This window comes from Streptomyces sp. NPDC048191 (assembly GCF_040652655.1).
Classification (GTDB): Bacteria; Actinomycetota; Actinomycetes; order Streptomycetales; family Streptomycetaceae; genus Streptomyces.
Genome location: NZ_JBEZMO010000008.1, coordinates 121529 through 145426, shown reverse-complemented (window position 1 = coordinate 145426; position 23898 = coordinate 121529). Strand labels below are relative to the sequence as shown.

Annotated in this window: 24 protein-coding genes and 5 tRNA genes; 11 read left to right on the top strand and 18 right to left on the bottom strand. The window is 71.9% G+C overall.

What is annotated here, in order from left to right; all coding sequences use genetic code 11:
• Positions 1-33: 33 nt before the first annotated feature.
• On the bottom strand, positions 34-2253 hold the full coding sequence (gene recG, locus AB0D93_RS16140) for an ATP-dependent DNA helicase RecG (RefSeq protein ID WP_362119507.1): 2220 nt from the start codon (positions 2251-2253) through the stop codon (positions 34-36).
• Between the two features lie 154 nt (positions 2254-2407).
• Between recG and AB0D93_RS16135 the strand changes: the two genes are divergently transcribed.
• Positions 2408-4246 (top strand): HSP90 family protein, encoded by a 1839-nt coding sequence (locus tag AB0D93_RS16135; protein ID WP_362119504.1) that lies wholly within the window; start codon positions 2408-2410, stop codon positions 4244-4246.
• Complete coding sequence (locus AB0D93_RS16130; protein ID WP_362119501.1) at positions 4243-7278, top strand: tetratricopeptide repeat protein; 3036 nt, start codon at positions 4243-4245, stop codon at positions 7276-7278. Before AB0D93_RS16135 ends, AB0D93_RS16130 begins: the two co-directional genes overlap by 4 nt.
• A 28-nt stretch (positions 7279-7306) precedes the next feature.
• Here AB0D93_RS16130 and AB0D93_RS16125 read toward each other — a convergent pair whose 3' ends face one another.
• Complete coding sequence (locus AB0D93_RS16125) at positions 7307-9064, bottom strand: DAK2 domain-containing protein (RefSeq protein ID WP_362119498.1); 1758 nt, start codon at positions 9062-9064, stop codon at positions 7307-7309.
• Between the two features lie 258 nt (positions 9065-9322).
• On the opposite strand from AB0D93_RS16125, the gene rpmB reads away from it, so the two are divergent.
• The gene (gene rpmB, locus AB0D93_RS16120; protein WP_003993230.1) at positions 9323-9508 is read left to right on the top strand and encodes a 50S ribosomal protein L28; all 186 of its coding nucleotides are present in this window, start codon (positions 9323-9325) and stop codon (positions 9506-9508) included.
• Between the two features lie 93 nt (positions 9509-9601).
• Here rpmB and thiD read toward each other — a convergent pair whose 3' ends face one another.
• Positions 9602-10402 carry a bifunctional hydroxymethylpyrimidine kinase/phosphomethylpyrimidine kinase gene (thiD, locus tag AB0D93_RS16115; RefSeq protein WP_362119495.1) on the bottom strand — a complete coding sequence of 267 codons (801 nt, stop codon included), beginning with the start codon at positions 10400-10402 and terminating at the stop codon, positions 9602-9604.
• Positions 10399-11364, bottom strand: coding sequence for a thiamine-phosphate kinase (locus AB0D93_RS16110; RefSeq protein WP_362119492.1), 966 nt, complete (start codon positions 11362-11364; stop codon positions 10399-10401). The genes thiD and AB0D93_RS16110 overlap by 4 nt, the downstream gene beginning before the upstream one ends.
• Before the next feature lie 246 nt (positions 11365-11610).
• Between AB0D93_RS16110 and AB0D93_RS16105 the strand changes: the two genes are divergently transcribed.
• Positions 11611-11844 carry an Lrp/AsnC ligand binding domain-containing protein gene (locus AB0D93_RS16105; protein ID WP_069778518.1) on the top strand — a complete coding sequence of 78 codons (234 nt, stop codon included), beginning with the start codon at positions 11611-11613 and terminating at the stop codon, positions 11842-11844.
• A 20-nt stretch (positions 11845-11864) separates the two neighbouring features.
• Positions 11865-12383 carry a DUF3515 domain-containing protein gene (locus AB0D93_RS16100; RefSeq protein WP_362119489.1) on the top strand — a complete coding sequence of 173 codons (519 nt, stop codon included), beginning with the start codon at positions 11865-11867 and terminating at the stop codon, positions 12381-12383.
• 21 nt (positions 12384-12404) lie between these two features.
• On the opposite strand, the gene AB0D93_RS16095 is transcribed toward AB0D93_RS16100, so the two are convergent.
• From AB0D93_RS16095 to AB0D93_RS16085, 3 genes are all read right to left on the bottom strand, one after another.
• Entirely contained in the window at positions 12405-13562 is a 1158-nt protein-coding gene (locus AB0D93_RS16095; RefSeq protein WP_362119486.1) for a D-alanine--D-alanine ligase family protein, read from the bottom strand.
• A gap of 104 nt (positions 13563-13666) precedes the next feature.
• Complete coding sequence (locus tag AB0D93_RS16090) at positions 13667-14677, bottom strand: NAD(P)H-dependent glycerol-3-phosphate dehydrogenase (protein WP_362119483.1); 1011 nt, start codon at positions 14675-14677, stop codon at positions 13667-13669.
• The gene (locus AB0D93_RS16085) at positions 14674-15444 is read right to left on the bottom strand and encodes a 1-acyl-sn-glycerol-3-phosphate acyltransferase (protein ID WP_362119480.1); all 771 of its coding nucleotides are present in this window, start codon (positions 15442-15444) and stop codon (positions 14674-14676) included. The genes AB0D93_RS16090 and AB0D93_RS16085 overlap by 4 nt, the downstream gene beginning before the upstream one ends.
• 152 nt (positions 15445-15596) lie before the next feature.
• Here AB0D93_RS16085 and cofC point away from each other — a divergent pair, with 152 nt between their 5' ends.
• Entirely contained in the window at positions 15597-16235 is a 639-nt protein-coding gene (cofC, locus tag AB0D93_RS16080; RefSeq protein ID WP_362119477.1) for a 2-phospho-L-lactate guanylyltransferase, read from the top strand.
• Positions 16236-16266: 31 nt separating this feature from the next.
• A complete protein-coding gene (locus tag AB0D93_RS16075) occupies positions 16267-16470 on the top strand; it encodes a hypothetical protein (protein ID WP_362119474.1) in 204 nt (67 codons plus the stop codon).
• Between the two features lie 72 nt (positions 16471-16542).
• Here the strand turns inward: AB0D93_RS16075 and AB0D93_RS16070 are convergent, their stop codons facing one another.
• A complete protein-coding gene (locus tag AB0D93_RS16070) occupies positions 16543-17190 on the bottom strand; it encodes an HU family DNA-binding protein (protein ID WP_362119471.1) in 648 nt (215 codons plus the stop codon).
• Between AB0D93_RS16070 and AB0D93_RS16065 the strand changes: the two genes are divergently transcribed.
• Positions 17113-17286 (top strand): hypothetical protein, encoded by a 174-nt coding sequence (locus tag AB0D93_RS16065; RefSeq protein ID WP_362119892.1) that lies wholly within the window; start codon positions 17113-17115, stop codon positions 17284-17286. The genes AB0D93_RS16070 and AB0D93_RS16065 overlap by 78 nt on opposite strands.
• Before the next feature lie 40 nt (positions 17287-17326).
• Here AB0D93_RS16065 and AB0D93_RS16060 read toward each other — a convergent pair whose 3' ends face one another.
• The 3 genes from AB0D93_RS16060 to leuC all read right to left on the bottom strand — a co-directional run bounded on the left by AB0D93_RS16060 (position 17327) and on the right by leuC (position 19846).
• A complete protein-coding gene (locus AB0D93_RS16060) occupies positions 17327-17557 on the bottom strand; it encodes a hypothetical protein (RefSeq protein WP_067130673.1) in 231 nt (76 codons plus the stop codon).
• Positions 17558-17822: 265 nt separating this feature from the next.
• Positions 17823-18416: a 3-isopropylmalate dehydratase small subunit gene (gene leuD, locus AB0D93_RS16055; RefSeq protein ID WP_362119467.1), complete on the bottom strand. Its 594-nt coding sequence runs from the start codon at positions 18414-18416 to the stop codon at positions 17823-17825.
• 5 nt (positions 18417-18421) lie between these two features.
• Positions 18422-19846 carry a 3-isopropylmalate dehydratase large subunit gene (gene leuC, locus AB0D93_RS16050; RefSeq protein ID WP_362119464.1) on the bottom strand — a complete coding sequence of 475 codons (1425 nt, stop codon included), beginning with the start codon at positions 19844-19846 and terminating at the stop codon, positions 18422-18424.
• A gap of 197 nt (positions 19847-20043) precedes the next feature.
• Between leuC and ndgR the strand changes: the two genes are divergently transcribed.
• Positions 20044-20760, top strand: coding sequence for an IclR family transcriptional regulator NdgR (gene ndgR / locus AB0D93_RS16045; protein WP_009320373.1), 717 nt, complete (start codon positions 20044-20046; stop codon positions 20758-20760).
• A 220-nt stretch (positions 20761-20980) separates the two neighbouring features.
• Here the strand turns inward: ndgR and AB0D93_RS16040 are convergent, their stop codons facing one another.
• Positions 20981-21490 (bottom strand): DUF4188 domain-containing protein, encoded by a 510-nt coding sequence (locus AB0D93_RS16040; RefSeq protein WP_362119460.1) that lies wholly within the window; start codon positions 21488-21490, stop codon positions 20981-20983.
• 83 nt (positions 21491-21573) lie between these two features.
• Here AB0D93_RS16040 and AB0D93_RS16035 point away from each other — a divergent pair, with 83 nt between their 5' ends.
• On the top strand, positions 21574-22218 hold the full coding sequence (locus AB0D93_RS16035; RefSeq protein WP_362119457.1) for a MerR family transcriptional regulator: 645 nt from the start codon (positions 21574-21576) through the stop codon (positions 22216-22218).
• A gap of 53 nt (positions 22219-22271) precedes the next feature.
• Here the strand turns inward: AB0D93_RS16035 and AB0D93_RS16030 are convergent.
• The 6 genes from AB0D93_RS16030 to AB0D93_RS16005 all read right to left on the bottom strand — a co-directional run bounded on the left by AB0D93_RS16030 (position 22272) and on the right by AB0D93_RS16005 (position 23557).
• Positions 22272-22344, bottom strand: a tRNA-Glu gene (locus tag AB0D93_RS16030).
• Between the two features lie 28 nt (positions 22345-22372).
• Positions 22373-22444, bottom strand: a tRNA-Gln gene (locus tag AB0D93_RS16025).
• Between the two features lie 21 nt (positions 22445-22465).
• Positions 22466-22538 (bottom strand) — tRNA-Glu (locus AB0D93_RS16020).
• Positions 22539-22567: 29 nt separating this feature from the next.
• A tRNA-Glu gene (locus AB0D93_RS16015) sits at positions 22568-22640 on the bottom strand.
• Between the two features lie 21 nt (positions 22641-22661).
• Positions 22662-22733, bottom strand: a tRNA-Gln gene (locus AB0D93_RS16010).
• 89 nt (positions 22734-22822) lie between these two features.
• A complete protein-coding gene (locus AB0D93_RS16005; protein WP_362119454.1) occupies positions 22823-23557 on the bottom strand; it encodes an HAD family hydrolase in 735 nt (244 codons plus the stop codon).
• Between the two features lie 41 nt (positions 23558-23598).
• On the opposite strand from AB0D93_RS16005, the gene AB0D93_RS16000 reads away from it, so the two are divergent.
• Complete coding sequence (locus AB0D93_RS16000; protein WP_362119451.1) at positions 23599-23883, top strand: hypothetical protein; 285 nt, start codon at positions 23599-23601, stop codon at positions 23881-23883.
• Positions 23884-23898: the final 15 nt, after the last annotated feature.

Here is a 23898-nt window from a genome sequence, read left to right as displayed (position 1 = left end):
GTCCTTCTTCGTGGGCGGCTTTACGGTTCATTCTCAGCCCTTTTCCAGGTACTGCTCCCTCTCCTCGTCCAAAAGGGCATCCAGGGCCGTCCGCAGCCCCGGGAGCCGCTGCAGCTCCGGATCCGCCGTCACCACCGCCGTCGCCTCCTGCCTCGCCTCCGCGATGACGTCCTCGTCCTCGATGACCGCGAGGACGCGCAGGCTGGTGCGGGCACCGGACTGGGCCTGGCCGAGGACGTCGCCCTCACGGCGCTGTTCGAGGTCGATACGGGAGAGTTCGAAGCCGTCGAGGGTGGCGGCGACCGCGTTCAGGCGCTGACGGGCCGCACCGGCCTCGGGCATCTCGGTGACCAGGAGACACAGGCCGGGCGCCGAGCCCCGGCCGACGCGGCCGCGGAGCTGGTGCAGCTGGGAGACACCGAAGCGGTCGGCGTCCATGATGACCATGACCGTGGCGTTGGGGACGTTGACGCCCACCTCGATCACGGTCGTGGCGACCAGGACGTCGGTCTCGCCGGCCGCGAAGCGGCGCATCACCGCGTCCTTGTCGTCGGGGTGCATACGGCCGTGGAGGACCTCCACCCTCAGGCCCTGGAGGGGGCCGCCGGCCAGCTGGTCGGCCACGTCCAGGACCGCCAGCGGGGGGCGCTTCTCCGCCTCGTCCTCGGGGGACTTCTTCCTGCCGGCCTGCTTCGGGTCGTCCTCCTCGTCCCCGATCCGGGGGCAGACGACGTACGCCTGGTGGCCGCCCGCCACCTCCTCGCGGACCCGCTCCCAGGCGCGGGCCAGGAAGTGGGGCTTGTCGGCGGCGGGGACGACGTGGCTGGCGATCGGGGAGCGCCCGGCGGGGAGCTGGTCGAGGACGGAGGTCTCCAGGTCGCCGAAGACCGTCATGGCGACCGTGCGCGGGATCGGGGTGGCCGTCATGACCAGCAGGTGCGGGGGCTGTTTGCCCTTGCCGCGCAGGCTGTCGCGCTGCTCCACACCGAAGCGGTGCTGCTCGTCGACCACGACCAGGCCGAGGTCGTGGAACTGGACCTTGTCCTCGATCAGGGCGTGGGTGCCGATGACGATGCCGGCCTCGCCGGTGACCAGGTCGAGCAGGGCCTGGCGACGGGCGGCCGCACCCATGGAGCCGGTGAGCAGCACGACCTTGGTGGCGTGCTCGGCGCCGCCCAGCATGCCTCCCTCGGCCAGCTCGCCCATCATCTCGGTGATCGAGCGGTGGTGCTGCTGGGCCAGGACCTCGGTGGGCGCGAGCATGGCCGCCTGCCCGCCCGCGTCGACCACGGCGAGCATGGCCCGCAGGGCCACCATGGTCTTTCCGGACCCGACCTCGCCCTGCAGGAGCCGGTGCATCGGGTGTTCGGTCGCGAGGTCGTCGAAGATCTCCTTGGAGACCTTCTGCTGGCCCTCGGTGAGGGTGAAGGGCAGGCGGTCGTCGAAGGCCGTGAGGAGACCGTCGGGCTCGGGTCGGCGGGGGACGGCGGGGAGCTGGGAGTCCGCGTGGCGGCGGCGGGCCAGAGCGACCTGGAGGACGAACGCCTCGTCCCACTTCAGGCGGTCGCGGGCGGCGGCGATGTCGGCCTTGGTGTGCGGGCGGTGGATCTTGAGGATGGCCTCGGGGAGCGGGAGCAGGCCGCGGCCCTCGCGCAGGGCGGGCGGCAGCGGGTCGAGGGCTTCCTGGGCGGCGGGCAGCACCGTCTGGACCGCCTTGCCGATCTTCCAGGACTCCAGTTTCGCGGTGGCCGGATAGAGGGGGATCAGCGCGCCGGCCCAGCTCTCCACCGTCTCTTCACTGTCGCCCCGCAGCAACTCATAGGCGGGATGGGCCAGTTGGAGACGGCGGTTGAAGACCGAGACCTTGCCGGCGAACATCGCGCGCGTGCCCGGCAGCAGCTCCTTGTGGGGCTTGTGGACGCCGTTGCCGAAGAAGACCAGCTGGAGCCGGCCGCTGCCGTCGGTGATCGTGACCTCCAGGCGCTGGCCCTTGCCGCGGGGGGCCTTCGCGGAGGCGAAGCTGTGCAGGCGGGCGTCGGCCACCTGGGCGACGACGGTGACGTGCTCGTCCATGGGGAGGTCGGCGAGGTGGGTGAGCTGGCCGCGCTCCTCGTATCTGCGCGGGTAGTGGTGGAGGAGGTCGCCGACGGTGTGCAGGCCGAGATGCTCGGCCATCACCTTCGCGGTTGCTGGGCCGAGCACCGACTTCAGTGGCTGCTTCAGGGGTTCTTCCAGTGCGGGCACGAGATCCATTGCACACCACGACACTGACGATGCCGGGAAAACCCTGGTCAGCCGGGCTGTTCCGGCTCTAGGATGGCGCGCTCCGGCCATCCTTCGCGGTCACCGCCACGCCGGGACCGCCCGACCCCGCGCCGCCCGCACTCCCCCCTCCGGCGCAGTGACGATGGACTCCCAGACCTCACAGTCATCCCAGGCATCCCAGTCACCTCACACACCTCACACGTTCCAGGTCGACCTGCGCGGCCTGGTGGACCTGCTCTCCCATCACCTCTACTCCAGTCCCAAGGTCTATCTGCGCGAGCTGCTGCAGAACGCGGTGGACGCCGTCACCGCCCGGCGGGCCGCGGAGCCGGACGCGCCGGCGCTGGTCCGGCTGTGTCCGGTGGACGGGGGTCTGCGGGTGGAGGACAGCGGCATCGGGCTCACCGAGGCGGACGTGCACGAGCTGCTGGCCACCATCGGGCGCAGCTCCAAGCGGGCCGAGGGCCTGCAGGAGGCCCGCTCGGACTTCCTCGGCCAGTTCGGCATCGGCCTGCTCGCCTGCTTCGTGGTCGCCGAGCGGATCCGGGTGGTCAGCCGCAGCGCGCGTGCCCCCGGCGCACCACCGGTGGAGTGGACGGCGCGCGACGACGGCTCGTACACCGTGCGCACACTGCCGGACGCCGACCGGCCCGAGCCGGGTACGACGGTGTACCTGACGGCGCGGCCCGGGGCGGCCGAGTGGCTGGCGCCGGAGCGCGTCCTGCGTCTGGCCCGGGACTTCGGTTCCCTGCTGCCGTACGACGTCCGGGTGGGTGAGGAGCCGGTCACCGATCTGCCCGCGCCCTGGGACCGGCCGTACCCGAGCCCCTCGGGCAGAAGGGTGGCGCTGGCCCGGCACTGTCACGAGCTGTTCGGTTTCACGCCGCTGGACTCGATCGGCCTGGACGTGCCGCTGGCCGGGATCCGCGGGGTGGCGTACGTGCTGCCGTCCGCCGTGAGCCCCGCCCAGCGGGCCACCCACCGGGTGCATCTCAAGGGCATGCTGCTGACCGAGCGGGCCGAGCAGCTGCTTCCCGACTGGGCGTTCTTCGTGCGCTGCGTGCTGGACACCGACAGCCTGCGGCCGACGGCCTCGCGCGAGTCGCTGTACGAGGACGAGACGCTGGCCGCCGTGCGGGAGGCGCTCGGCGAACGGATCCGCTCCTGGCTCACGGGGCTCGCCGCCGGTGATCCGGAGCGGCTGACGGCCTTTCTCGCCGTGCACCACCTGGGGGTCAAGTCGCTCGCCCGGCACGACCGCGAGATGCTGCGCACGATGCTGCCCTGGCTGCCGTTCGAGACGACCGACGGGCAGCTGTCCCTGGAGGAGTTCGCGCGGCGCCACCCGGTGGTGCACTTCACGCGGACCGTGGAGGAGTACCGGCAGGTCGCGCCGATCGCGTCCGCGCATGGCGTCGGGGTGGTCAACGGCGGCTACACGTACGACAGCGAGCTGGTCGAGGCGCTGCCGTCGGTGCGGCCGGGGACGGTGGTCGCCGAGCTGGACGCGGACACCGTGACCGCGCACCTGGACGGGGTCGACCCGGGAGAGGAGCTGGCCCTGTCCGGCTTCCTGGCGGCCGCGCGGGCGAAGCTGGACCCGCTGGGCTGTGACGTCGTCCTGCGCGCCTTCCACCCCCTCTCCGTGCCCGCGCTGCACCTGGACGACCGGGCGGCCCGGCACGAGCAGGCGCGCGCCGCGGCCGAGGAGCAGGCCGACGACCTGTGGGCGGGCATCCTCGGCTCGCTGCGCGGGAGCGCGCCACGCGCGCGTCTGGTGCTCAACCACCTCAATCCGCTGGTCCGGCGCATCGGTTCGCTGAAGGACCCGGAACTGATCGGCACCGCCACCGAGTCGCTGTACGGGCAGGCGCTGCTGATGGCGCAGCGCCCGCTGCGGCCCGCGGACTCGGCGCTGCTGAACCGGGCGTTCATCGGCCTGCTGGAGTGGGCCACCCACGGGGAGGGCGACGGGCGATGAGTGACATCACGGACTTCGACGCGCTGCGCCGGGCGATGGCGGAGAACTCCGAGCAGCCGGAGGGCCCGGCCCGCAACGCGCGCGCGGAGCAACTGCTGGCCGAGGCGGAGGGCCTCGGCATCGCGCTGGCCGTCATCGAGGCGCTCGGGCACCAGCTGAAGGTCTACAACTACAGCTCCGAGAAGGACAAGATGTTCGTCCCGTTCGCGCGGCTGCTGCGCATGTGGGACGAACGGCCCGAGGACTTCGACGAGTACGAGGCGCACTCCCTGCACTGGGTCTTCAAGTGGATGTCGGCGGGCATGCTGGACCAGCCGCACGTCCCGCTCGCCTCGATCGAGAAGTGGCTCGGCGAGATGGCGCACCGCTACCGGCTCGCCGGGCACTCCGAACGGGCCGTGCGCAGCGCCGAGTTCAGCGTGGCCGAGCACATCGGGGACCTGCCGCGCGCGGAGCGGGCGTACGCGGCATGGCTCGCCGCGGACCGGGACAGGATGGCCGACTGCCACGCCTGCGAGCTGCACGGGCAGGGCACCTGGCAGGTGACGTGCGGCCGGGACGCGGAGGCGCTGGAGCTGTGGCGGCCGGTGCTGGAGGGCGAGTTCACCTGCGCACACGAGCCGCACACCGTGCTGGCGTCCTCGCTGGGCCCGCTGCTGCGCCTCGGCCGGGTGGACGAGGCACGCGCGCACCACCTGCGGGGCTTCCGTCTGGTACGGCCGATGGAGTCGATGCGCGGCGCGTACGCCGACCATGTGGAGTTCTGCGCGCTGACCGGGAACGAGGCACGCGCGCTGGAGCTGCTCGCCGAACGCCCGGCGTACTTCACGGACACCGGGCAGCCGCGCAGCCGGCTGGACTTCCTCGCCGTGGTGACGCTGCTGATGGACCCGCTGACCGGGCTGGGGCTCGCCGGACAGCGGGTGCCGGGGCCGGCCGGGCGGACCTGGACCGCGGGGGAACTCGCCGCCCACGCGCGCGCGGAGACCCTCGCGCTGGCCGAGCGGTTCGACCGGCGCAACGGCACGTCGTACGTCGGTGACCGGGCACGCGCGCGCATGGCGCAGCGGCCGCTGGTGGACCGCCTGCCGCTGGGCGTGCGCTCGGTGCGCGCCGCACCGGCGCCGGTGGCCGCGCCCCCGGCCCCGCGGGCGCACGACGGCGAGCCGGACCTGGCGGCCCTCCTCACCGAGGCACGGCGGCTGTCGGAGAGCCTGCGGCCGCACGCCCTGGAGGCCTGGGCGGCCGTGTCACAGGCCGCGCGCGGCGCCGGGCTGGATCCGCGTGACCGCGCGGAGATCGCCGACCACGAGGCGATGGCCCTCGGCCAAGAGGGCATCGAGCTGTTCGAACGGGCGGCGGAGCTGTACGCGGAGGCGGGCGACCCCGGGGAGGCCCTGGCGGCCCGCGCTCGTGGAGCGTACGCCCGTGCCCTGGCCGGCGACACGGCCACGGCCCTGGAGACGGTCACCGCTCTGTACGACGAGGCGCTCGCCCTGTACGCCGGGGAGGCCACCGGGGTACGGCAGACGGCGTCGGTGGTGATGAGCCGGGCCCGGATCCTGATGCGCCACGCACACGAGGCCCCGCCCCCTCCCCCGCCGGTACCGCGGCGGACCCGCTCCGGCCCAGGGACGGCCGCCCCCGGCGACGCCGCTCCCGACCCGTCCAGCCAGGACACCGCGGCCACGGAAGCGGCCGCCCGCGGCGGGTCCGCGTCGGATCCGGCGGTGGTGGAGGCCGAGCGGGCCGTTCGTGAGGTGCTCGCGCTGGTCGAGGGGCGGGCCGGTGACGACGTGCGGCTGGCCGCGCGGGGCGCGGAGGCCCGGGGGATGCTCGCCGAGCTGGCCGGGCTGCGCGGGGACGCCGGACGGGCCGCGGAACTGTTCCGGCAGGCCGCCGACGCGTATGCGAGCGCCGGGGTGCCGTGGTTCGCCGTGGAGTACGAGGTGCAGGTCGCCGCACTGGCCCATGAGGCCGGTGACCCGGCCGGGGCCGAGCGGGCGCTGCGCTCCGCGCTGGAGCACGGCGGACCGTATGTGGAGCCGGTCGGGCGGGCCCAGCTGCACCTGCAGCTCGCCGAGGTGACCGGCGGCCGCGGTGATGCCGAAGAGGCCGCCGAGCACGCGCTCCAGGCCGCACACTGGGCCGACGAGGCGGGCGAGAGCGGCACGCTGGGCGCCTGGGCCCGGCAGCAGCTGGGCGGGTTCCTGCTGCTGCGGGGGCGGCACGCCGAGGCCGCCGAGGTGCTGGAGTCGGCGCTGGCCGACCTGTCCGCCGACACGCACGGCGACGGCGCCGTCGTACAGGCGCAGTGGTGGCTCGGCGACTGCCTGGGCGAGCTGGGCGACCACCGCGCGGCGGCCGAACACCGGCTGCGGGCGGCGGAGATCGCCCGGCACTGGCCCGAGCAGCAGGACCACGCCACACTCGCCCACCTCGCCGCCGAGTCCCTGAGCAGGGCCGGTCTGCTGGAAGAGGCCGATCAGGCCTACGCGCGTGCGGGCGAGCTGTGGCGGGCGCTGGGCAACCCGGCCTTCCTCGTCCGCTCGCTGCGCGCCCGCGGCTGGCTGGCGCTGCGCGGGGAAGGCGGGGCGGAGGGCGCGCGGGAGCTGATGGCCGAGTCGGTACGGGAGTGCGAGCGGGCGCTGCACGGCGCGGCCGACCCGGTGGAACGGGAACAGCTCACGGGCGAACTGGCCCACACCCACCGCCAGTTCGGCGACCTGCTGGCCCGTTCGGCTGCCGAGGAGGCCGAAGACGCGGCGATCCGGGGGGCGTTCGAGGCGGCGCTGGTCCAGATGGACCGCGCGGCCGCGCTGTTCGGCACGCTGGGCGCGGACGGGCTGCACGACCGTACCGGCGCCGAACTCGCCGCGGGCTGGCTGGAGGCCGACCTCGGCCGGACCGCCGGGGCGGCGTCACGCGCGCGTGGCGTACTGGCCGCCTACGAGGGTGCCGACGGCGCGGACGAGACTGTGCGGGCCCGGCGGGCGGAGGCCGCCCAGATGCTCGAACAGGAGGGCACGTGAGGCACCGGGGGCCGTCGCTCCCCGGTCCTCACTCCACCCCGATGAGCAGCAGCGCTCCCTGCCGGCCGCCCCGGTACACCACCGTGTCCACGGCCAGGTAGGACTCCCGTACGCGGGTCTCCAGGTGCTCGGCGACGGCCTCGGGGGCCTCGTCGCCGACGACGAGGGTGACCAGCTCGCCGCCGGCCTGGAGCATGCGGTCCAGGACGGTCGCGGCGGTGGCGGTGACGTCCGGGCCGATCACCGCCACGTCGCCGTCGATGAGGCCGAGCACGTCCCCGGCCTGGCAGATGCCGGCCGTCGTCCAGGACTGGCGTTCGGCGACGACGACCTCGGCGTACCGGGTGGCGCCCGCCGCCGCGGTCATCTGGACGACGTCCTCGTCGAACCGGCGCTCCGGCTCGTGCACGGCGAGCGCGGCGATGCCCTGGACCGCGGAGCGGGTCGGGATCAGGGCCACCCGGATGCCCTCGGTGCGGGCCTGCTCGGCGGCTGCGGCGGCCGTGTGCCGCAGCTCGGCGTCGTTGGGCAGCAGGACGACCTCACGCGCGTGGGCCCGCCGCACCGCCTGCACCAGCTCCCCGCTGGCGGGCGGCTCCCCGGGGCGCGCGAGGACGGTCGTGGCGCCCGCCCCGGTGTAGAGACCGGCGAGGCCCTCACCCGGTACGACGGCGACGACGGCGCGCTGGGCGCGCTCGCGCGGCGGCCGTTCGCCGCCGGTGTGCACGTCCCCGAGCCCGAAGTGGGTGATCCGGATCCGGTACGGCCGCCCGGCCTCCACCCCCGCCTCCACGGCGGCGCCCGCGTCGTCGACGTGCACATGGACGTTCCACAGCCCGTCGCCGCCGACCACGACCAGGGAGTCGCCGAGCGCGTCGAGTCGTTCCCGGAGCCGGGCCACGGCCGTGTCGCCGGCCTCCAGGAGATAGATCACCTCGTAGGCGGGCCCGCCGCCGTCGGTGGCGTCGGCGCACAGGTCGGCGCCGGGGTCGGCCACGCGCGCGTGCGCACCGGCGTCGGCGGTCCCGGAGACGGCTTCCCCGGGCGCGTGCGGGCCGGCCACCGCGTCCCGGGTCCGCGCGGCCTCCCCCACCGCCGCCAGGCCCTCCCGGGCCGCCGGGGCCTCCCGTACCGCCTCCCCCGTGAACGCCTCCACGAGCGCCCCCAGCACCGTCACGAGGCCGCGTCCGCCCGCGTCGACCACGCCGGCCCGGCCGAGCACCGCCAGCTGGCCCGGGGTGGCCGCCAGGGCCGTCCGCGCGCCCTCGTAGGCCGCCCGCGCGACCGTCCCGCAGTCGCCCTCCGCCCCCTCGGCGGCCTCGGCGGCGGCCGCGGCGACGGTCAGCACCGTGCCCTCGACGGGGTGGGCCACGGCCTGCCGGGCGGAGTCGGCGGCCCGCCGCAGCGCGAGCCGCAGGCCGGCGCCGTCGGCGTGGGCCGCCGCACCGCCCTCCGCCAGCACCTGCGACATCCCCCGCAGCAGCTGCGCCAGGATCGTCCCGGAGTTCCCGCGCGCCCCGATGAGCGCCCCGTGGGCCATCGCGTGCACGGCGTCGGCCAGGGACGGCTCCCCGGTGCCCGTCCCGTACCCGGCGAACACGGCCTCCACGGCCGTCGCCGCCGATTCCAGGGTGAGGTAGAGATTGGTTCCGGTGTCGCCGTCGGCCACCGGATAGACGTTGATCGCGTCGATCTCTTCACGCGCCCGTCCGAGCGCGCCGAGCGCCAGACCGCACCAGGTGCGCACCGCGAGAGCATCGAAGAATGTCTGCGGCACCTGCGCCACCTGCGCCTCCCTGAGCTGGCTGGACGTGGGACGCAGCGTAGACCCCGTGCCCGTGTGCACCGGAAGAGGGCCGGGAGCGGGGCCCTGAGCTGCCATGGTAGTTTCGTTGCACGGGCGCAGCCGTTGTATGCTGCTCCGGTTGCCCGATCTGATCGGGCCGTTCCCCTGGCAACGCCACTCAAGATCTCAGTTCTTAGGATCTCGATCCCGGCATGCCGGGATTAACCGTAAGTGCATCTGAAGTCTTTGGAGTGACCCGTGGCTGCCAACTGCGACGTCTGCGGCAAGGGGCCGGGCTTCGGCAACAACATCTCGCACTCGCACCGCCGTACGTCCCGCCGCTGGAACCCGAACATCCAGCGTGTGCGTACCGTGGTCGGCGGGACGCCGAAGCGCGTGAACGCCTGCACCTCGTGCATCAAGGCCGGCAAGGTCTCGCGCTGACGCCAACAGCTGAGCGCGCGGCCACTGCTGGTTCGCTGCACTGAGCCGGTCCACCCGAGGGTGGACCGGCTTTTTGCCGTGCCCGCGCCCGGGTCACCTCCGGAACCCGTACCCGTGGTCGACCGGGCCGATGCCCGCACCCAGCGCGAACCCGGCCTTGATCGCCCCGGTGACGTAGTCCTTCGCGGCGGCCACCGCCACGGGCACGGCCAGCCCCTTGGCCAGCTCCGACGCGATCGCGGAGGCCAGCGTGCAGCCCGTGCCGTGGGTGTGCCGGTTGTCGTGGCGTGGCGCGCGGTACTGGTACTCGTCGTGGCCGTCCGTGAGCAGGTCCACGGCGGCTCCGGACAGATGCCCGCCCTTGATCAGCACCCAGCGCGGCCCGTACTCCAGCACGGCGTCGGCAGCCCGTCGTAGATCGTCCTCGGACTCCACCCGGACCCCTGTGAGTTGGGCCACTTCGTCGAGGTTCGGGGTGGCGACGGTGGCCGCCGGGAGCAGCTTCGTCCGTACGGAGTCCAGTGCGGAGGCGGCGAGCAGCGGGTCGCCGTGCTTGGAGACGCCCACCGGGTCCACCACGGCCGGCGCGTCCGTGCCGGAGATCAACTCGGCGACCGCCTCGGCCAGTTCCGCCGAGGCCAGCATGCCGGTCTTCACGGCCTGGACGCCGATGTCGTCCACGACGCTGCGGTACTGCGCCCGGACCGCCTCCACGGGCAGCTCCCAGGCACCCTGCACGCCCAGCGAGTTCTGCGCGGTCACGGCCGTGATCACGCTCATCCCGTGCACGCCGAGCGCCAGCATGGTCTTCAGGTCGGCCTGGATGCCGGCCCCGCCCCCGGAGTCGGAACCGGCCACGGTGAGGACCCTCGGCGGCGTCTTCGAGGTGCTCATGACTCGATGTCCCCGAAGTGGTCCCAGCCGCCCTTGCTGGTCCAGGGCGCCCCGTCGACGGTCACCTGGGGCAGCGCGGAGGGGTTGAGGACCTCGCCGATGACCTTCCAGCGGGCCGGCAGCTTGGTGTCCGGTGGGAAGGTCGCGACGATCGCGTGGTCCTCTCCCCCGGTCAGCACCCACTGCAGCGGGTCCACACCGACGGCCTGGCCGATGTCGTTCATCTGGGTCGGGATGTCGATCGCGCCGGAGCGGATGTCGATGCGGACCTTGCTGGCCTCGGCGATGTGCCCGAGGTCGGCGATCAGCCCGTCGCTCACGTCGCACATCGCGGTCGCGCCGAGCCCGGCAGCGGCAGGGCCCGCGTGGTACGGCGGCTCGGGCCGCCGGTGGGCCTCGACGAAGGCGCGTGGTGAGCGGAAACCGCGGGAGAGGACCGCGTAACCGGCCGCGGACCAGCCCAGCCAGCCCGTGACGGCCACCAGGTCGCCGGGCTGCGCGCCGGCCCGCGTGACGGGCTCCTGGTTGCGCATGTCGCCGAGCGCGGTGATCGACACCATGATCGTGTCGCCGCGTACGACGTCCCCGCCGACCACGGAGGCGCCCGCGACCTGGCACTCGTCGCGCAGGCCGTCCATCAGCTCGCTCGGCCAGGTCACCGGGAGTTCGGCCGGGACGACCAGGCCGAGCAGCAGGGCGGTCGGTACGGCGCCCATCGCGGCGATGTCGGCGAGGTTCTGTGCCGCCGCCTTGCGCCCGACGTCGTACGCCGTGGACCAGTCACGGCGGAAGTGCCGCCCCTCCAGCAGGATGTCGGTGCTCGCCACCACCCGCCGGTCGGGCGCGGCGACCACCGCGGCGTCGTCGCCGGGGCCGATCCGGACCGCCGGTGTGGTGGTGAGACGGGAGGTGAGCTCCCTGATGAGCCCGAACTCCCCGAGCTCACCAACAGTGCCCTTCATCGACCTTGCTCCCCTTCTCTGCCTTGCCGTGCCCACTCGCGCGTCATCAGTGTCCCCGATACGGTCTAGGTGACCGTCGATACGGTCCGGATGACCGTAGGAACGGCCTTGCGACCGTCAACTTCCGTCGTGCCTGCACCCTGGCGCGCAAGCCCGGTTCCCGCAGGTCTCCCCGCGGGGAGCGGCGACGCGATACCGTGGCGTTCCTTTTCCCCACATGATCCTCGTGGCCGCCCTGGAGGTTCCGTGGTACAGGCGTACATCCTGATCCAGACGGAGGTCGGCAAGGCGTCGACCGTCGCCGAGACGATCAGCAAGATCCCTGGAGTGATCCAGGCAGAGGACGTGACGGGACCGTACGACGTCATCGTGCGCGCCCAGTCCGAGACGGTCGACGACCTCGGCCGCATGGTGGTCGCCAAGGTCCAGCAAGTGGACGGGATCACCCGCACCCTGACCTGTCCGGTCGTGCATCTGTAGCCCCCGTCTACCCTTGGCCGGTGACCATCTTCCGTGACCGGCCTCTCGTCCTGCTCGCGCCCGCGTTGCTGATAGCGGTCGCGGGCTGCTCCTCGGCAGACGACAGCGCCACCGTGGCGGTTCCCAGTCCCGACGCGAAGACGGCGCCGGTCTGCCGGGAGCTGCACCGGGTGCTTCCGCAAAAGCTCGACGGACGAAGCCGCAACGACCCCGAACCCCGGTCCGCCTACACGGCGGGCTGGGGAAACCCGGCGATCATACTGCGCTGCGGTGTCGTACGGCCGCCGAAGATGATCGATCCCAAGGTGGCCAAGGGGGACGACCCGGACGCCATCGCCGGCGGGGTCGACGGCGTCGACTGGCTGATGGAGAAGCAGGGCGACGGCACCTGGCGGTTCACCACCGCCGGCCGCCGGGCCTACGTGCAGGTCCGCCTGCCCGAGGGGATGTCCGCGCAGGAGGAGGGCACCGCGGTGCTCACGGATCTCGCGACGGCCGTGAAGAAGGCGATCCCCGAGGGGATCGCCTCCATGCGGTGAGCGTGCGGGAGCGGCGGACCGCTAACGCAGTCCCGTCGAGCGGCGCAGCGCCGCCTGCACCAGGCGGTCGATCAGCTCGGGGTAGCTGACGCCGCTGGCCTGCCACATCTGCGGGTACATCGAGATGGGCGTGAAGCCGGGCAGGGTGTTGACCTCGTTGATCACGAACTCGCCGTCCTCGGTGAGGAAGAAGTCCGCGCGGACCAGGCCCTCGCAGGAGACCGCCTCGAACGCCTCCACCGCGAGCCGCCGCACCTCGGCCGTCTGCTCCTCGGTGAGCGGCGCCGGGACGACACCGGGCGTGGAGTCGATGTACTTGGCGTCGAAGTCGTAGTACGCGTGGGTGTCCGGCGGCGGGATCTCGGCCGGCACGGAGGCGCGCGGCCCGTCCTCGAACTCCAGCACCCCGCACTCGATCTCGCGGCCCCGTACGGCGGCCTCGACGAGGATCTTCGGGTCGTGCGCCTGCGCGGTGGCGATCGCCTCGTCCAGGCCGGACAGGTCGTCGACCTTGGTGATGCCGATCGACGACCCCGCGCGCGCGGGCTTCACGAACAGCGGCCAGCCGTGGTCGCCGGCGAAGTCGATGATCTTCTTGCGGGCGGCGGACTCGTCCTGCTCCCACTCGCGGGGCCGGATCACCACGTAGGGGCCGACGCCGAGCCCGAAGGACGTGAAGATCCGCTTCATGTACTCCTTGTCCTGGCCGACGGCCGAGGCGAGCACACCGGCGCCCACGTAGGGCACCCCGGACAGCTCCAGGAGGCCCTGCAGGGTGCCGTCCTCGCCGTACGGGCCGTGGAGCACCGGGAAGACCACGTCGACCTCGCCGAGCGCCTTGGGCACCGAGCCGGGCTCGCTGTAGACGACCTCGCGGTTGGCGGGGTCGACGGGGAGCACCACGCCGCCCTCGTGCGACTCCGCCAGCTCCTCCACGGCGGGCAGCCGGCGGTCGGTGATGGCCATCCGCTCCGGCTCGTCGGCGGTGAGCACCCAACGGCCCTCCCGCGTGATGCCGATCGGCAGCACGTCGTACTTCGACCGGTCGATGGCCTTGAGGACGGCGCCGGCGGTGACCATGGAGATCCCGTGTTCGGAGCTGCGCCCGCCGAACACGACGGCCACGCGCGGCTTGCGCGACGGCTGCCCGGGGTTCTGGGGAAGGTTCTCGGTGCTCATATCGCGTTGAGAGTACCCGCTGGTATCCCCCGAGTCAGCGCCCGCTCGGACGCCGTGACTCAGCGTCCCTCCAACGGTCGCTCAGCGTCGCGCGAGCGGGAGATTCAGCGCCTCTCGGGCTTGGCGCTGCGCGACATCAGCTCCTTGAGGGCGACCACCGGCGGCTTGCCCTCGTGCACGATGTCCACGACCGTCTCGGTGATGGGCATCTCCACACCGTGCCGGCGGGCCAGATCGGCCACCGACTCGCAGGACTTGACACCCTCGGCGGTCTGCCTGGTCACGGCGATGGTCTCCTCGAGCGTCATGCCCTTGCCGAGGTTGGTGCCGAAGGTGTGGTTGCGGGACAGCGGCGAGGAGCAGGTGGCCACCAGGTCGCCGAGGCCCGCGAGTCCGGAGAAGGTCAGCGGGTCGGCGCCGAGCGCGACTCCGAGCCGCGCGGTCTCGGCGAGGCCCCGGGTGATGAGCGAGCCCTTGGCGTTGTCGCCGAGCCCCATGCCGTCCGCGATGCCGACGGCGAGCCCGATGACGTTCTTCACGGCACCGCCCAGTTCGCAGCCGACGACGTCGGTCTCCGTGTACGGCCGGAAGTACGGCGTGTGGCAGGCGGCCTGGAGGCGCTGCGCGACGGCCTCGTCGGTGCAGGCGACGACGGCGGCGGCGGGCATGCGCGCGGCGATCTCCCGGGCCAGGTTGGGTCCGGTGACGACGGCGATGCGGTCCGGGCCGACCTTGGTGACGTCGTCGATGACCTCGCTCATCCGCATGGTGGAGCCGAGTTCGACGCCCTTCATCAGGGAGACGAGCACGGTGTCCGGGGCGAGCAGCGGTGCCCACTCGGCGAGGTTGGCGCGCAGTGTCTGGGAGGGGACGGACAGCACCGTGAAGTCGGCGCCGGCCAGGGCCTCGGCGGGGTCGGTGGTCGCCCGCATGTTCTCGGGGAGTTCGACGCCCGGCAGATAGTCGGGGTTGGTGCGGGTCGCGTTGATCGCCTCCGCGACCTCGGCACGACGGGCCCACAGGGTGACCTCGCAGCCGGCGTCCGCGAGCACCATGGAGAAGGCCGTGCCCCACGAACCGGCGCTGAAGACCGCCGCCTTAACCGCCTTGCTCACTTGCCCTGCCCCTCCGGTTCCTTGCCCCTGGTCTGCGCGTGAGTGCGGCGCCGCTGCTCGATCCGCTCACGGCGCGGGTCGTAGGGCGTCTCGGGCGCCTTCTCGCCGCGGATCTCCTCGAGCAGGCGGGTGATGGCCGCCATGATGACCTCGGTGGCCTCCTTCAGCAGGTCCGGGGTCATCTCCCTGTCGTAGAAGCGGGACAGGTCCACGGGCGGGCCCGCGAGCACGTGATGGGTCTTGCGCGGGAAGAGGTCCGGCTTCTTGGCGTACGGCGGCAGGAGTTCGTTGGCGCCCCACTGGGCGACGGGGACGACCGGGCACTTGGTCTGCAGGGCGACGCGGGCGGCACCGGTCTTGCCGGTCATGGGCCAGCCGTTCGGGTCGCGGGTCAGGGTGCCCTCGGGGTAGAAGGCGACGCACTCGCCGCGCTCCACGGCGTCGATCGCGGCGCGGAAGGCGCTGAGCGCGTCCGTGGACTCGCGGTAGACGGGGATCTGTCCGGTACCGCGCATGGCGGCGCCGACGAATCCCTTCTTGAAAAGTCCGCTCTTCGCCAGGAATCGCGGAACCCGTCCGGTGTTGTACTGATAGTGCGCGTACGCGAAGGGGTCCACGTGGGAATTGTGGTTCACCACGGTGATAAATCCGCCCTCGGCCGGAATGTGCTCCATTCCACGCCAGTCCCGCTTGATCAGAACCACCAGCGGCGGTTTGCAGATCACCGCGGCGAAGCGGTACCAGAAGCCGATTCTGCGGCGGGGCACAAGGACACCTTCCTCTAGGGCTGTCACCCCGGCGGGGGCCGCACAAGTGTCGCTCCGAGCCGCCGGTCTGTCGAGAACACCGTACGCCCCGCCACCCGTGGCGCCAGATGGCACGGGGACAATGATCGCGACGAGAGAGGGACGGTACGCCGGTGCAATGGACCTTGGTCATCCCGCTGAAGCCTCTGTCCCGGGCCAAGAGCAGGCTCTCGGACACCGCAGCGGACGGCGTGCGGCCGGGGCTGGCCCTGGCGTTCGCGCAGGACACGGTGACCGCGGCGCTGGCTTGTCCCGCGGTGGCTGACGTGGCGGTCGTCACGGACGACGAGCTGGCCGCGCGCGAGCTGGCGGCCCTGGGGGCGCGGATCGTCCCGGACACGCCGGCAAGCGGGCTGAACGCCGCCCTGGCGCACGGTGCGGCCGTCGTACGCGACATGCGCCCGCGCACACCGGTCGCGGCCCTGAACGCCGATCTGCCGGCGTTGCGCCCGGCGGAACTGGCCGTTGCCCTCGGGGCGGCGGCGGAGTTTCCGCGGGCGTTTCTCCCGGACGCCGCCGAACTCGGCACCACGTTGCTGACCGCGGGGCCGGGCGGGGAATTCCGGCCGGAGTTCGGCGTGGATTCCCGTTCCCGGCATCGCGCGTCCGGTGCGCAGGAACTCCGGCTGACGGGCGTGGATTCGGTACGGCAGGACGTGGACACCGGGAACGATCTGCGGGCGGCGTTGGCATTGGGGGTCGGGCCCTATACGGCCGCGGTGTCGGCGGGGTTGCTGATCCCGGGGTCGTGAAGTGGCCCCCGCGAACATTAGGCTGGCCGTCATGCAGGCCACCGCATACACGTACGACCCCGAAACCCGAAGCGGGCAGGTGCTGCTCGACGACGGCACCCCCGTCCCGTTCGACGCCGACGCCTTCACCGCCGGAGGGCTGTTGCTGTTGCGCCCCGGCCAGCGCGTGCGGATCGAGACCGAGGGCCAGGGCGAGGCGCTGCGCATCACCCTCGTAACCCTTCAAACCCTGTAACCGCCCTTACGACACGCCGCGGGCCGGGCTCCCTGGGGGAGTCCGGCCCGGCGCGTGTGTGCCGTGGCGTCCTTACGAGGTCGCCTTGCGGGCACTGGCCTTCTTGGCGGTGGTCTTGCGAGCCGTCGACTTCTTGGCCGGGGCCTTCTTCGCGGTCACCTTCTTCGCCGGAGCCTTCTTGGCCGTCGCCTTCTTGGCGGTGGTCTTCTTCGCCGCGGTGGTCTTGGCGGTCGCCGTGGTCTTCTTGGCGGGCGCCTTCTTCGCCGTGGTCTTCTTCGCGGCGGCCGTCGTCTTCTTCGCCGTCGTCTTCTTGGCCGTGGTCTTCTTCGCGGCCGCCTTGGTGGTCTTCTTGGCCGCGGCCTTCTTGACCGTCGCCGCGGCGCCGCCGGTCAGGCTGCCCTTCGGCGCCTTCTTGACCGAGACCTCGCCGCCGCGGGGGAGCTTCTTCGAGCCGCTCACCAGGTCCTTGAAGCCCTGGCCGGCACGGAAGCGCGGCACGGAGGTCTTCTTGACCCGAACCCGCTCACCCGTCTGCGGGTTGCGGGCGTAACGGGCGGGGCGGTCCACCTTCTCGAAGGACCCGAATCCGGTGACCGAGACCCGCTCGCCCGCGACGACCGCGCGGACGATGGCGTCCAAAACATGATCGACAGCCTCGGCGGCCTGCTGGCGGCCACCCACCTTGTCGGCAATCGCTTCTACGAGCTGCGCCTTGTTCACGTCTTCCCCTTCGGAGACATCGCCAGAACGAAAGTGTTCAAGCTTTTTCGCACGTTAGGCAGATATATACCGCAAATCAAACACGAAACGGGCTAATCACCCTTGTGCCGCAACGGACTCGGTGATCTCGGGCTGTTCAGTGGTCCTCGTCGGGGATCCGACCCTCGTCGAGGTCCGCGTTGAACCGCTCGAGCCGCCTTGCCGCAGCGGCGAGATCGTGCTTGGCCGCGGCCGTAATGACCAGCAGCTTCCGGGTCAGCGCCATCCGTACGCCCTCCGGGACTTGCAGTGCGCGCACTCTTGCGTGCGCTTCCTTGAGCTGGTTCGCGACCGCCGTATAGAGCTGGAGTTGGCCGTCGTGTTCCATGCACAGATTGTGCCATCTGGGGCGAGTTGTCGCCTGCCCAGGGGGCAACTGCCGCCTCAAATGGCCTTCCAGGCACTTGCGGAAGGCGCGATCCCAGCACTCACGTACCCAGGCAACGCCCGTCGTAACGTGGGAAGTTGAGTGGCGTGTGCCGAGCGTGCGGGCCCGTTCGGGCCCAGACACGGCTGTACCCCCAATCGTGGCGATCGGGGGTACAGACGGAGTGTTGGCGTGGCCGAAACCCGCCCCGCTCAGGGGGTCGGGATCAGCCCTGCAGGGTGCGCGGCTTGTAGGCGGGCCGCTTGGCCTCGTACGCGGCGATGTCGGCCTCGTTCCGGAGCGTGATGGAGATGTCGTCCAGGCCGTTCAGCAGCCGCCAGCGGGAGTTCTCGTCCAGCTCGAAGGAGGCGGTGATGCCCTCGGCGCGAACCTCACGCGCCTCAAGGTCCACAGTGACCTCAGCGGTGGGGTCCGCTTCCGTGAGCTCCCACAGCGCGTCCACGATCTTCTGGTCCAGGACCACCGTGAGCAGGCCGTTCTTCAGCGAGTTGCCCCGGAAGATGTCCGCGAAGCGGGAGGAGATCACGGCCTTGAAGCCGTAGTTCTGCAGCGCCCAGACGGCGTGCTCACGGGAGGAGCCGGTGCCGAAGTCGGGGCCGGCGATCAGGACCGTGCCGCCCTGGCGCTCGGGGCGGTTGAGGACGAACTCCGGGTCCTTGCGCCAGGCCTCGAACAGCCCGTCCTCGAAGCCGTCGCGCGTGACCTTCTTGAGCCAGTGAGCAGGGATGATCTGGTCGGTGTCGACGTTGCTGCGGCGCAGCGGGACGGCCCGGCCGGTGTGGGTGGTGAAGGCTTCCATGGTTCTCAGACTCCAGCGGGCACGGGGGCGTCGGACAGGTCGGCGGGCGAGGCCAGGTGGCCGAGGACGGCGGTCGCCGCCGCGACCTGCGGCGACACCAGGTGCGTACGACCGCCCTTGCCCTGCCGGCCCTCGAAGTTGCGGTTGGAGGTGGACGCGGAGCGCTCACCCGGGGCCAGCTGGTCGGGGTTCATGCCGAGGCACATCGAGCAGCCGGCGTGCCGCCATTCGGCGCCGGCCTCCTTGAAGACCACGTCCAGGCCCTCGGAGACGGCCTGCAGACCCACCCGCGCGGAACCCGGGACGACCAGCATCCGTACGCCGTCGGCGACTTTGCGGCCCTTGAGGAGCTCGGCGGCGGCGCGCAGGTCCTCGATGCGGCCGTTGGTGCAGGAGCCTACGAAGACGGTGTCCACGTTGATGGACCGCAGCGGCTGGCCGGCCTCCAACCCCATGTACTCCAGGGCCTTTTCGGCGGCGAGGCGCTCCGAAGCGTCTTCGTACGAAGCCGGGTCGGGGACGGACGCCGAAAGCGGGGCACCCTGGCCGGGGTTGGTACCCCAGGTGACGAACGGCGACAGTTCGTCGGCGTTGATCACGACCTCGGCGTCGAACTCGGCGTCGTCGTCGGTGCGCAGCGTCTTCCAGTACTCGACCGCGGCGTCCCAGTCGGCGCCCTCGGGGGCGTGCGGGCGGCCCTCGAGGTACGCGAAGGTGGTCTCGTCGGGGGCGATCATGCCCGCGCGGGCGCCGGCCTCGATCGACATGTTGCAGATGGTCATCCGGGCCTCCATCGAGAGCTTCTCGATGGCCGAGCCGCGGTACTCCAGGACGTAGCCCTGGCCGCCGCCGGTGCCGATCTTCGCGATGATCGCCAGGATCAGGTCCTTGGCGGTGACGCCCTCGGGCAGCTCGCCCTCGACCGTGATGGCCATGGTCTTGGGGCGGGCCAGCGGCAGCGTCTGGGTGGCCAGCACGTGCTCGACCTGGGAGGTGCCGATGCCGAACGCCAGCGCGCCGAAGGCGCCGTGCGTGGAGGTGTGCGAGTCACCGCAGACCACGGTGGTGCCCGGCTGGGTCAGGCCCAGCTGAGGACCGACGACGTGGACGACGCCCTGCTCGACGTCGCCGAGCGGGTGCAGGCGCACCCCGAACTCGGCGCAGTTCTTGCGCAGCGTCTCCAGCTGGGCGCGCGAGACCGGGTCGGCGATGGGCTTGTCGATGTCGAGGGTCGGGGTGTTGTGGTCCTCGGTCGCGATGGTGAGGTCGAGCCTGCGCACCTGGCGGCCGTTCTTGCGCAGCCCGTCGAAGGCCTGCGGGCTGGTCACCTCGTGCAGCAGGTGCAGATCGATGAAGAGGAGGTCGGGCTCGCCCTCGGCGCGCCGGACGACGTGGTCGTCCCAGACCTTCTCCGCGAGTGTCCTACCCATCGCTTTCCCTCCGGCCGGCAAGCGTGCACCGGCCCAACTAGAGATCTTGAGGAGGAGACGCCCGCGCCCCGGGTGTCGTGCTTCCGGGCGTCCACCGCCGGGCCCGTTGGTCCGCGGGCCGCTGTGTGATTCCAGGGTGGCGCGTTCCACGGAAAATTGAACTTGCGTTTCACAGAGTGAGACGCGAGTATCGTTGCATGGACAACAGTAGCGGCGTCGGCGTTCTGGACAAGGCGGCCCTCGTCCTGAGCGCTCTGGAGTCCGGTCCGGCCACCCTCGCGGGTCTGGTCGGCGCGACCGGACTGGCACGACCCACGGCTCACCGCCTGGCCGTGGCTTTGGAACACCACCGCATGGTGGCACGCGACATGCAGGGCCGTTTCATTCTCGGCCCGCGCCTCGCGGAGCTGGCGGCGGCGGCCGGTGAGGACCGCCTGCTGGCCACGGCGGGCCCCGTGCTCACCCACCTCCGCGACGTCACGGGCGAGAGCGCACAGCTCTACCGGCGCCAGGGCGACATGCGTATCTGCGTGGCCGCGGCGGAACGCCTGTCCGGCCTTCGGGACACCGTCCCGGTCGGTTCCACGCTCACGATGAAGGCCGGCTCCTCGGCGCAGATCCTCATGGCCTGGGAGGAGCCAGAGCGCCTGCACCGGGGCCTGCAGGGCGCCCGCTTCACGGCGACGGCCCTGTCGGGCGTACGGCGGCGCGGCTGGGCCCAGTCCATCGGCGAGCGCGAGCCGGGCGTCGCGTCCGTCTCCGCGCCGGTGCGCGGCCCCTCCAACCGCGTGGTGGCCGCCGTGTCCGTCTCCGGCCCGATCGAGCGCCTGACGCGCCACCCCGGCCGCATGCACGCCCAGGCCGTCATCGACGCCGCCGCCCGCCTCTCCGAGGCCCTGCGCCGCTCGGGCTGACCCCCGTCCGGGGAGGGCCCGCCCCAACGCCGCGGCAGACCCTCCCCGCTCCCCCGATCCCCCGCGCCGGTCGGCCTCCTCGGCGACGTCCGCCTCGGTCCGGCCGTGTTCACACCCAGACGGTCATCGACGCCGCCCGACCCTCCGTACCCCGGGGAACCCCGGGGAGGGCCCGCCCCAACGCCGCGGCAGACCCTCCCCGCTCCCCCGCTCCCCCGTGTCAGTCGGCCCGTTCCGCTGCCCGTGCCTGGCTGGAGCGGTGGGCGAATCGGTCCTTCGCGTACCGCCCCCGCTTCTCCAGCGGGATCTGCCCGTGCGCGGCGGCCAGCCCGAACGCCGGCATGTCACCGTAGATCGCCTCGTACGACCCCTCCGGCACCACGTACGTCTCGTGCCAGATGCCGACCTGCCCGCGCAGCTTCCCGGTCCGCTCCTTGCGGTTGAGCCGCGCCCAGGCGGTGTGGTGGAAGGCGTCGGGCGCCGTCGCGTAGTCGTACAGCTTCTTCTTGGACTCCCAGTACTGGACGACGTAGTACGTCCGCGGCGAAGCCGTCAGCATGACCCGGCTTCGCAGGCCCCGCGCGGGGTCCTTCTCCAGCTCCCGGAGCATGCGGAACATGCCCAGCATGATCGGCAGCCACAGGTGCACCGCCCAGAAGCGGTTGATGCGCATGCCGATCAGCAGGACGACGACCTCACCCTTCGCGTCGGCGGTCGTGCGGGACACCATGACGACTTCCCCCTCATTGGTGAGCGACGCTATCCAAGACCCAGTGCTTGGATAGTGCCGTTATCCGAGAAGGAGCACAAGACATGCGGCTCGCCGAACTGAGCAGACGCAGCGGTGTCTCCACCGCGACGATCAAGTACTACCTGCGCGAAGGCCTGCTGCCGCCGGGCCGCCAGCTCAACCCCACGACGGCGGACTACGACGACGGGCACCTGCGCCGGCTGCGACTGGTGCGCGCGATGATCCAGGTCGGCGGGATCCCGGTGGCCACGGTCCGGGAGGTGCTGCGCAACGTCGACGACTACGCACTGGGCCGCACGATCCGGCTGGGCGCGGCCCTGTGGGCGCTGCCGCAGGTGCCGGAGCCGGACGAGGACGACGCGTTCGTGCGGGCGGCGCACCGCGAGGCGGACGACCTGCTGGACCGGTTGGGCTGGTCGAACGCGAAGCTGCTGACGACGATCTCCCCCGCGTACCGCTCCCTGGTGGTGGCGGTGGCCGCGTTCCGCCGGCTCGGTTACGACTGGGGGTTCGAACTGCTCTTGTCGTACGCCGAGTTGATGCACGAGGTGGCCAAACTCGACCTGGACTTCGTGGAGACGCAGCCCTCGGAGGCGGAGAAGGTGGAGACGGCGGTGCTCGGCACGGTGCTGACCGGACCGATGCTGCACGCCCTGCGCCAGCTGGCCCAGGAGGAGGAGTCGGCGCGCCGCTTCGGTTTCGAGTAGGCGGCGGGGAACGGCGAAGGCCCCCCACCGAAGTGGAGGGCCTTCCCTGTGCGTACCCCCGACCGGATTCGAACCGGCGCTACCGCCTTGAGAGGGCGGCGTGCTAGGCCGCTACACAACGGGGGCGTGGACGCTGCGTTTCCGCAGGCCCGAGCTGGTCTACCTGGACTCGAACCAAGACTAACTGAACCAGAATCAGTCGTGCTGCCAATTACACCATAGACCAATGATGGTTTAGACCAGTCAGTACCCCCGACCGGATTCGAACCGGCGCTACCGCCTTGAGAGGGCGGCGTGCTAGGCCGCTACACAACGGGGGCCCTAGCGATCCCGACAGGATCAGGATCAGTACCCCCGACCGGATTCGAACCGGCGCTACTGCCTTGAGAGGGCAGCGTGCTAGGCCGCTACACAACGGGGGCTTTGCAGATGAGCTCTGCGAGCTGGCCTACCTGGACTCGAACCAAGACTAACTGAACCAGAATCAGTCGTGCTGCCAATTACACCATAGGCCACTGGAACTCAAGCCCCTGCGGGGGTTCTCGTTCTAGCGTGCTCCTCGGGGCTCCGGCCTTCCGGCCCGCCCCTCGGCGCAGGAAGAACATTACCCGAAGGTGGACGGGGCTCCAAAACGGGTATCCGCGCGGACGAGCGCGGGGAGTTCGGCGAGGGTCGAGATCCGGTGCGCGACGGCCTCCCCGACGGCGCGCGCGGAGGCCGTTCCGCGGTCGATCCACACGGACAGCAGCCCGGCCTCGGCGGCGCCCCGGCCGTCGATCTCCGGGTGGTCGCCGACGTACGCCACCTCGTGCGGAGGCAGGCCCAGCGCCTCGCAGGCCGCCAGGAAGGCGCCGGCCTCGGGCTTGGAGACGCCCAGCTCGGCGGCGCACAGCACGGTCTCGAAGCGGTCCAGGAGACCGAGGGTGCGCAGTTTGCGCTCCTGGACCGTGAGGCTGGAGTTGGACAGCACCGCGTGCCGGTGACTGGCGGAGAGGGTCTCCAGGGCGGGCAGGACATCCGGGAAGAGGCTCCAGGCTGCCTCGTAGTGCCCCATGTACCGCCGGAACCAGTCGTCGGCCTCGGCGTCGGTCAGCGCGGCCTCGCCGAGGAAGACCCGCACGCGCTCCCGCCGCTGCCCCTCGAAGCCGATCTCCCCTGCCGAGAACCGAGCCCACTGCGCGTCGGTGATCTCCCGCCACCGCACGAGGGCCTCCTCGGCACTGCCGTACCCCGCGAGCAGCCCCTCCACCGCCAGATGCGCCCGCATGCCCTCACGGTCGGCGGACGTGTAGTCGAAGAGGGTGTCGTCGACGTCCCAGACCACGGCTCTGATCGTCATGCCACCGACGGTACCGCCGAACGGCTGGCACACTGCTCCGCGTGAGCGAGTACCGCGTGCAGTTCACCGTCGAGGCCCGTGCGACGTTCGACGCGCTGCCGGCGGAGCGCCGAGCGCAGTTGGACAGGGCCGTACGGGTACTGGCCCGTGACCCGTTCCGGAAGACATCGACCGCGCAGCTGGGCCCTGACGAGCACCTGCGCAGGGCGTATGTGGCCCCGGGCGTCATGCTGGAGTACATGGTGGCCGGCGCGATCATGGTCGTCGTCGTGCTGGAGATCTTCGACGAGAGCGCCTACCTGATCGACGAGGCCGACGCTCAGTGACGAACGCAACAGGGG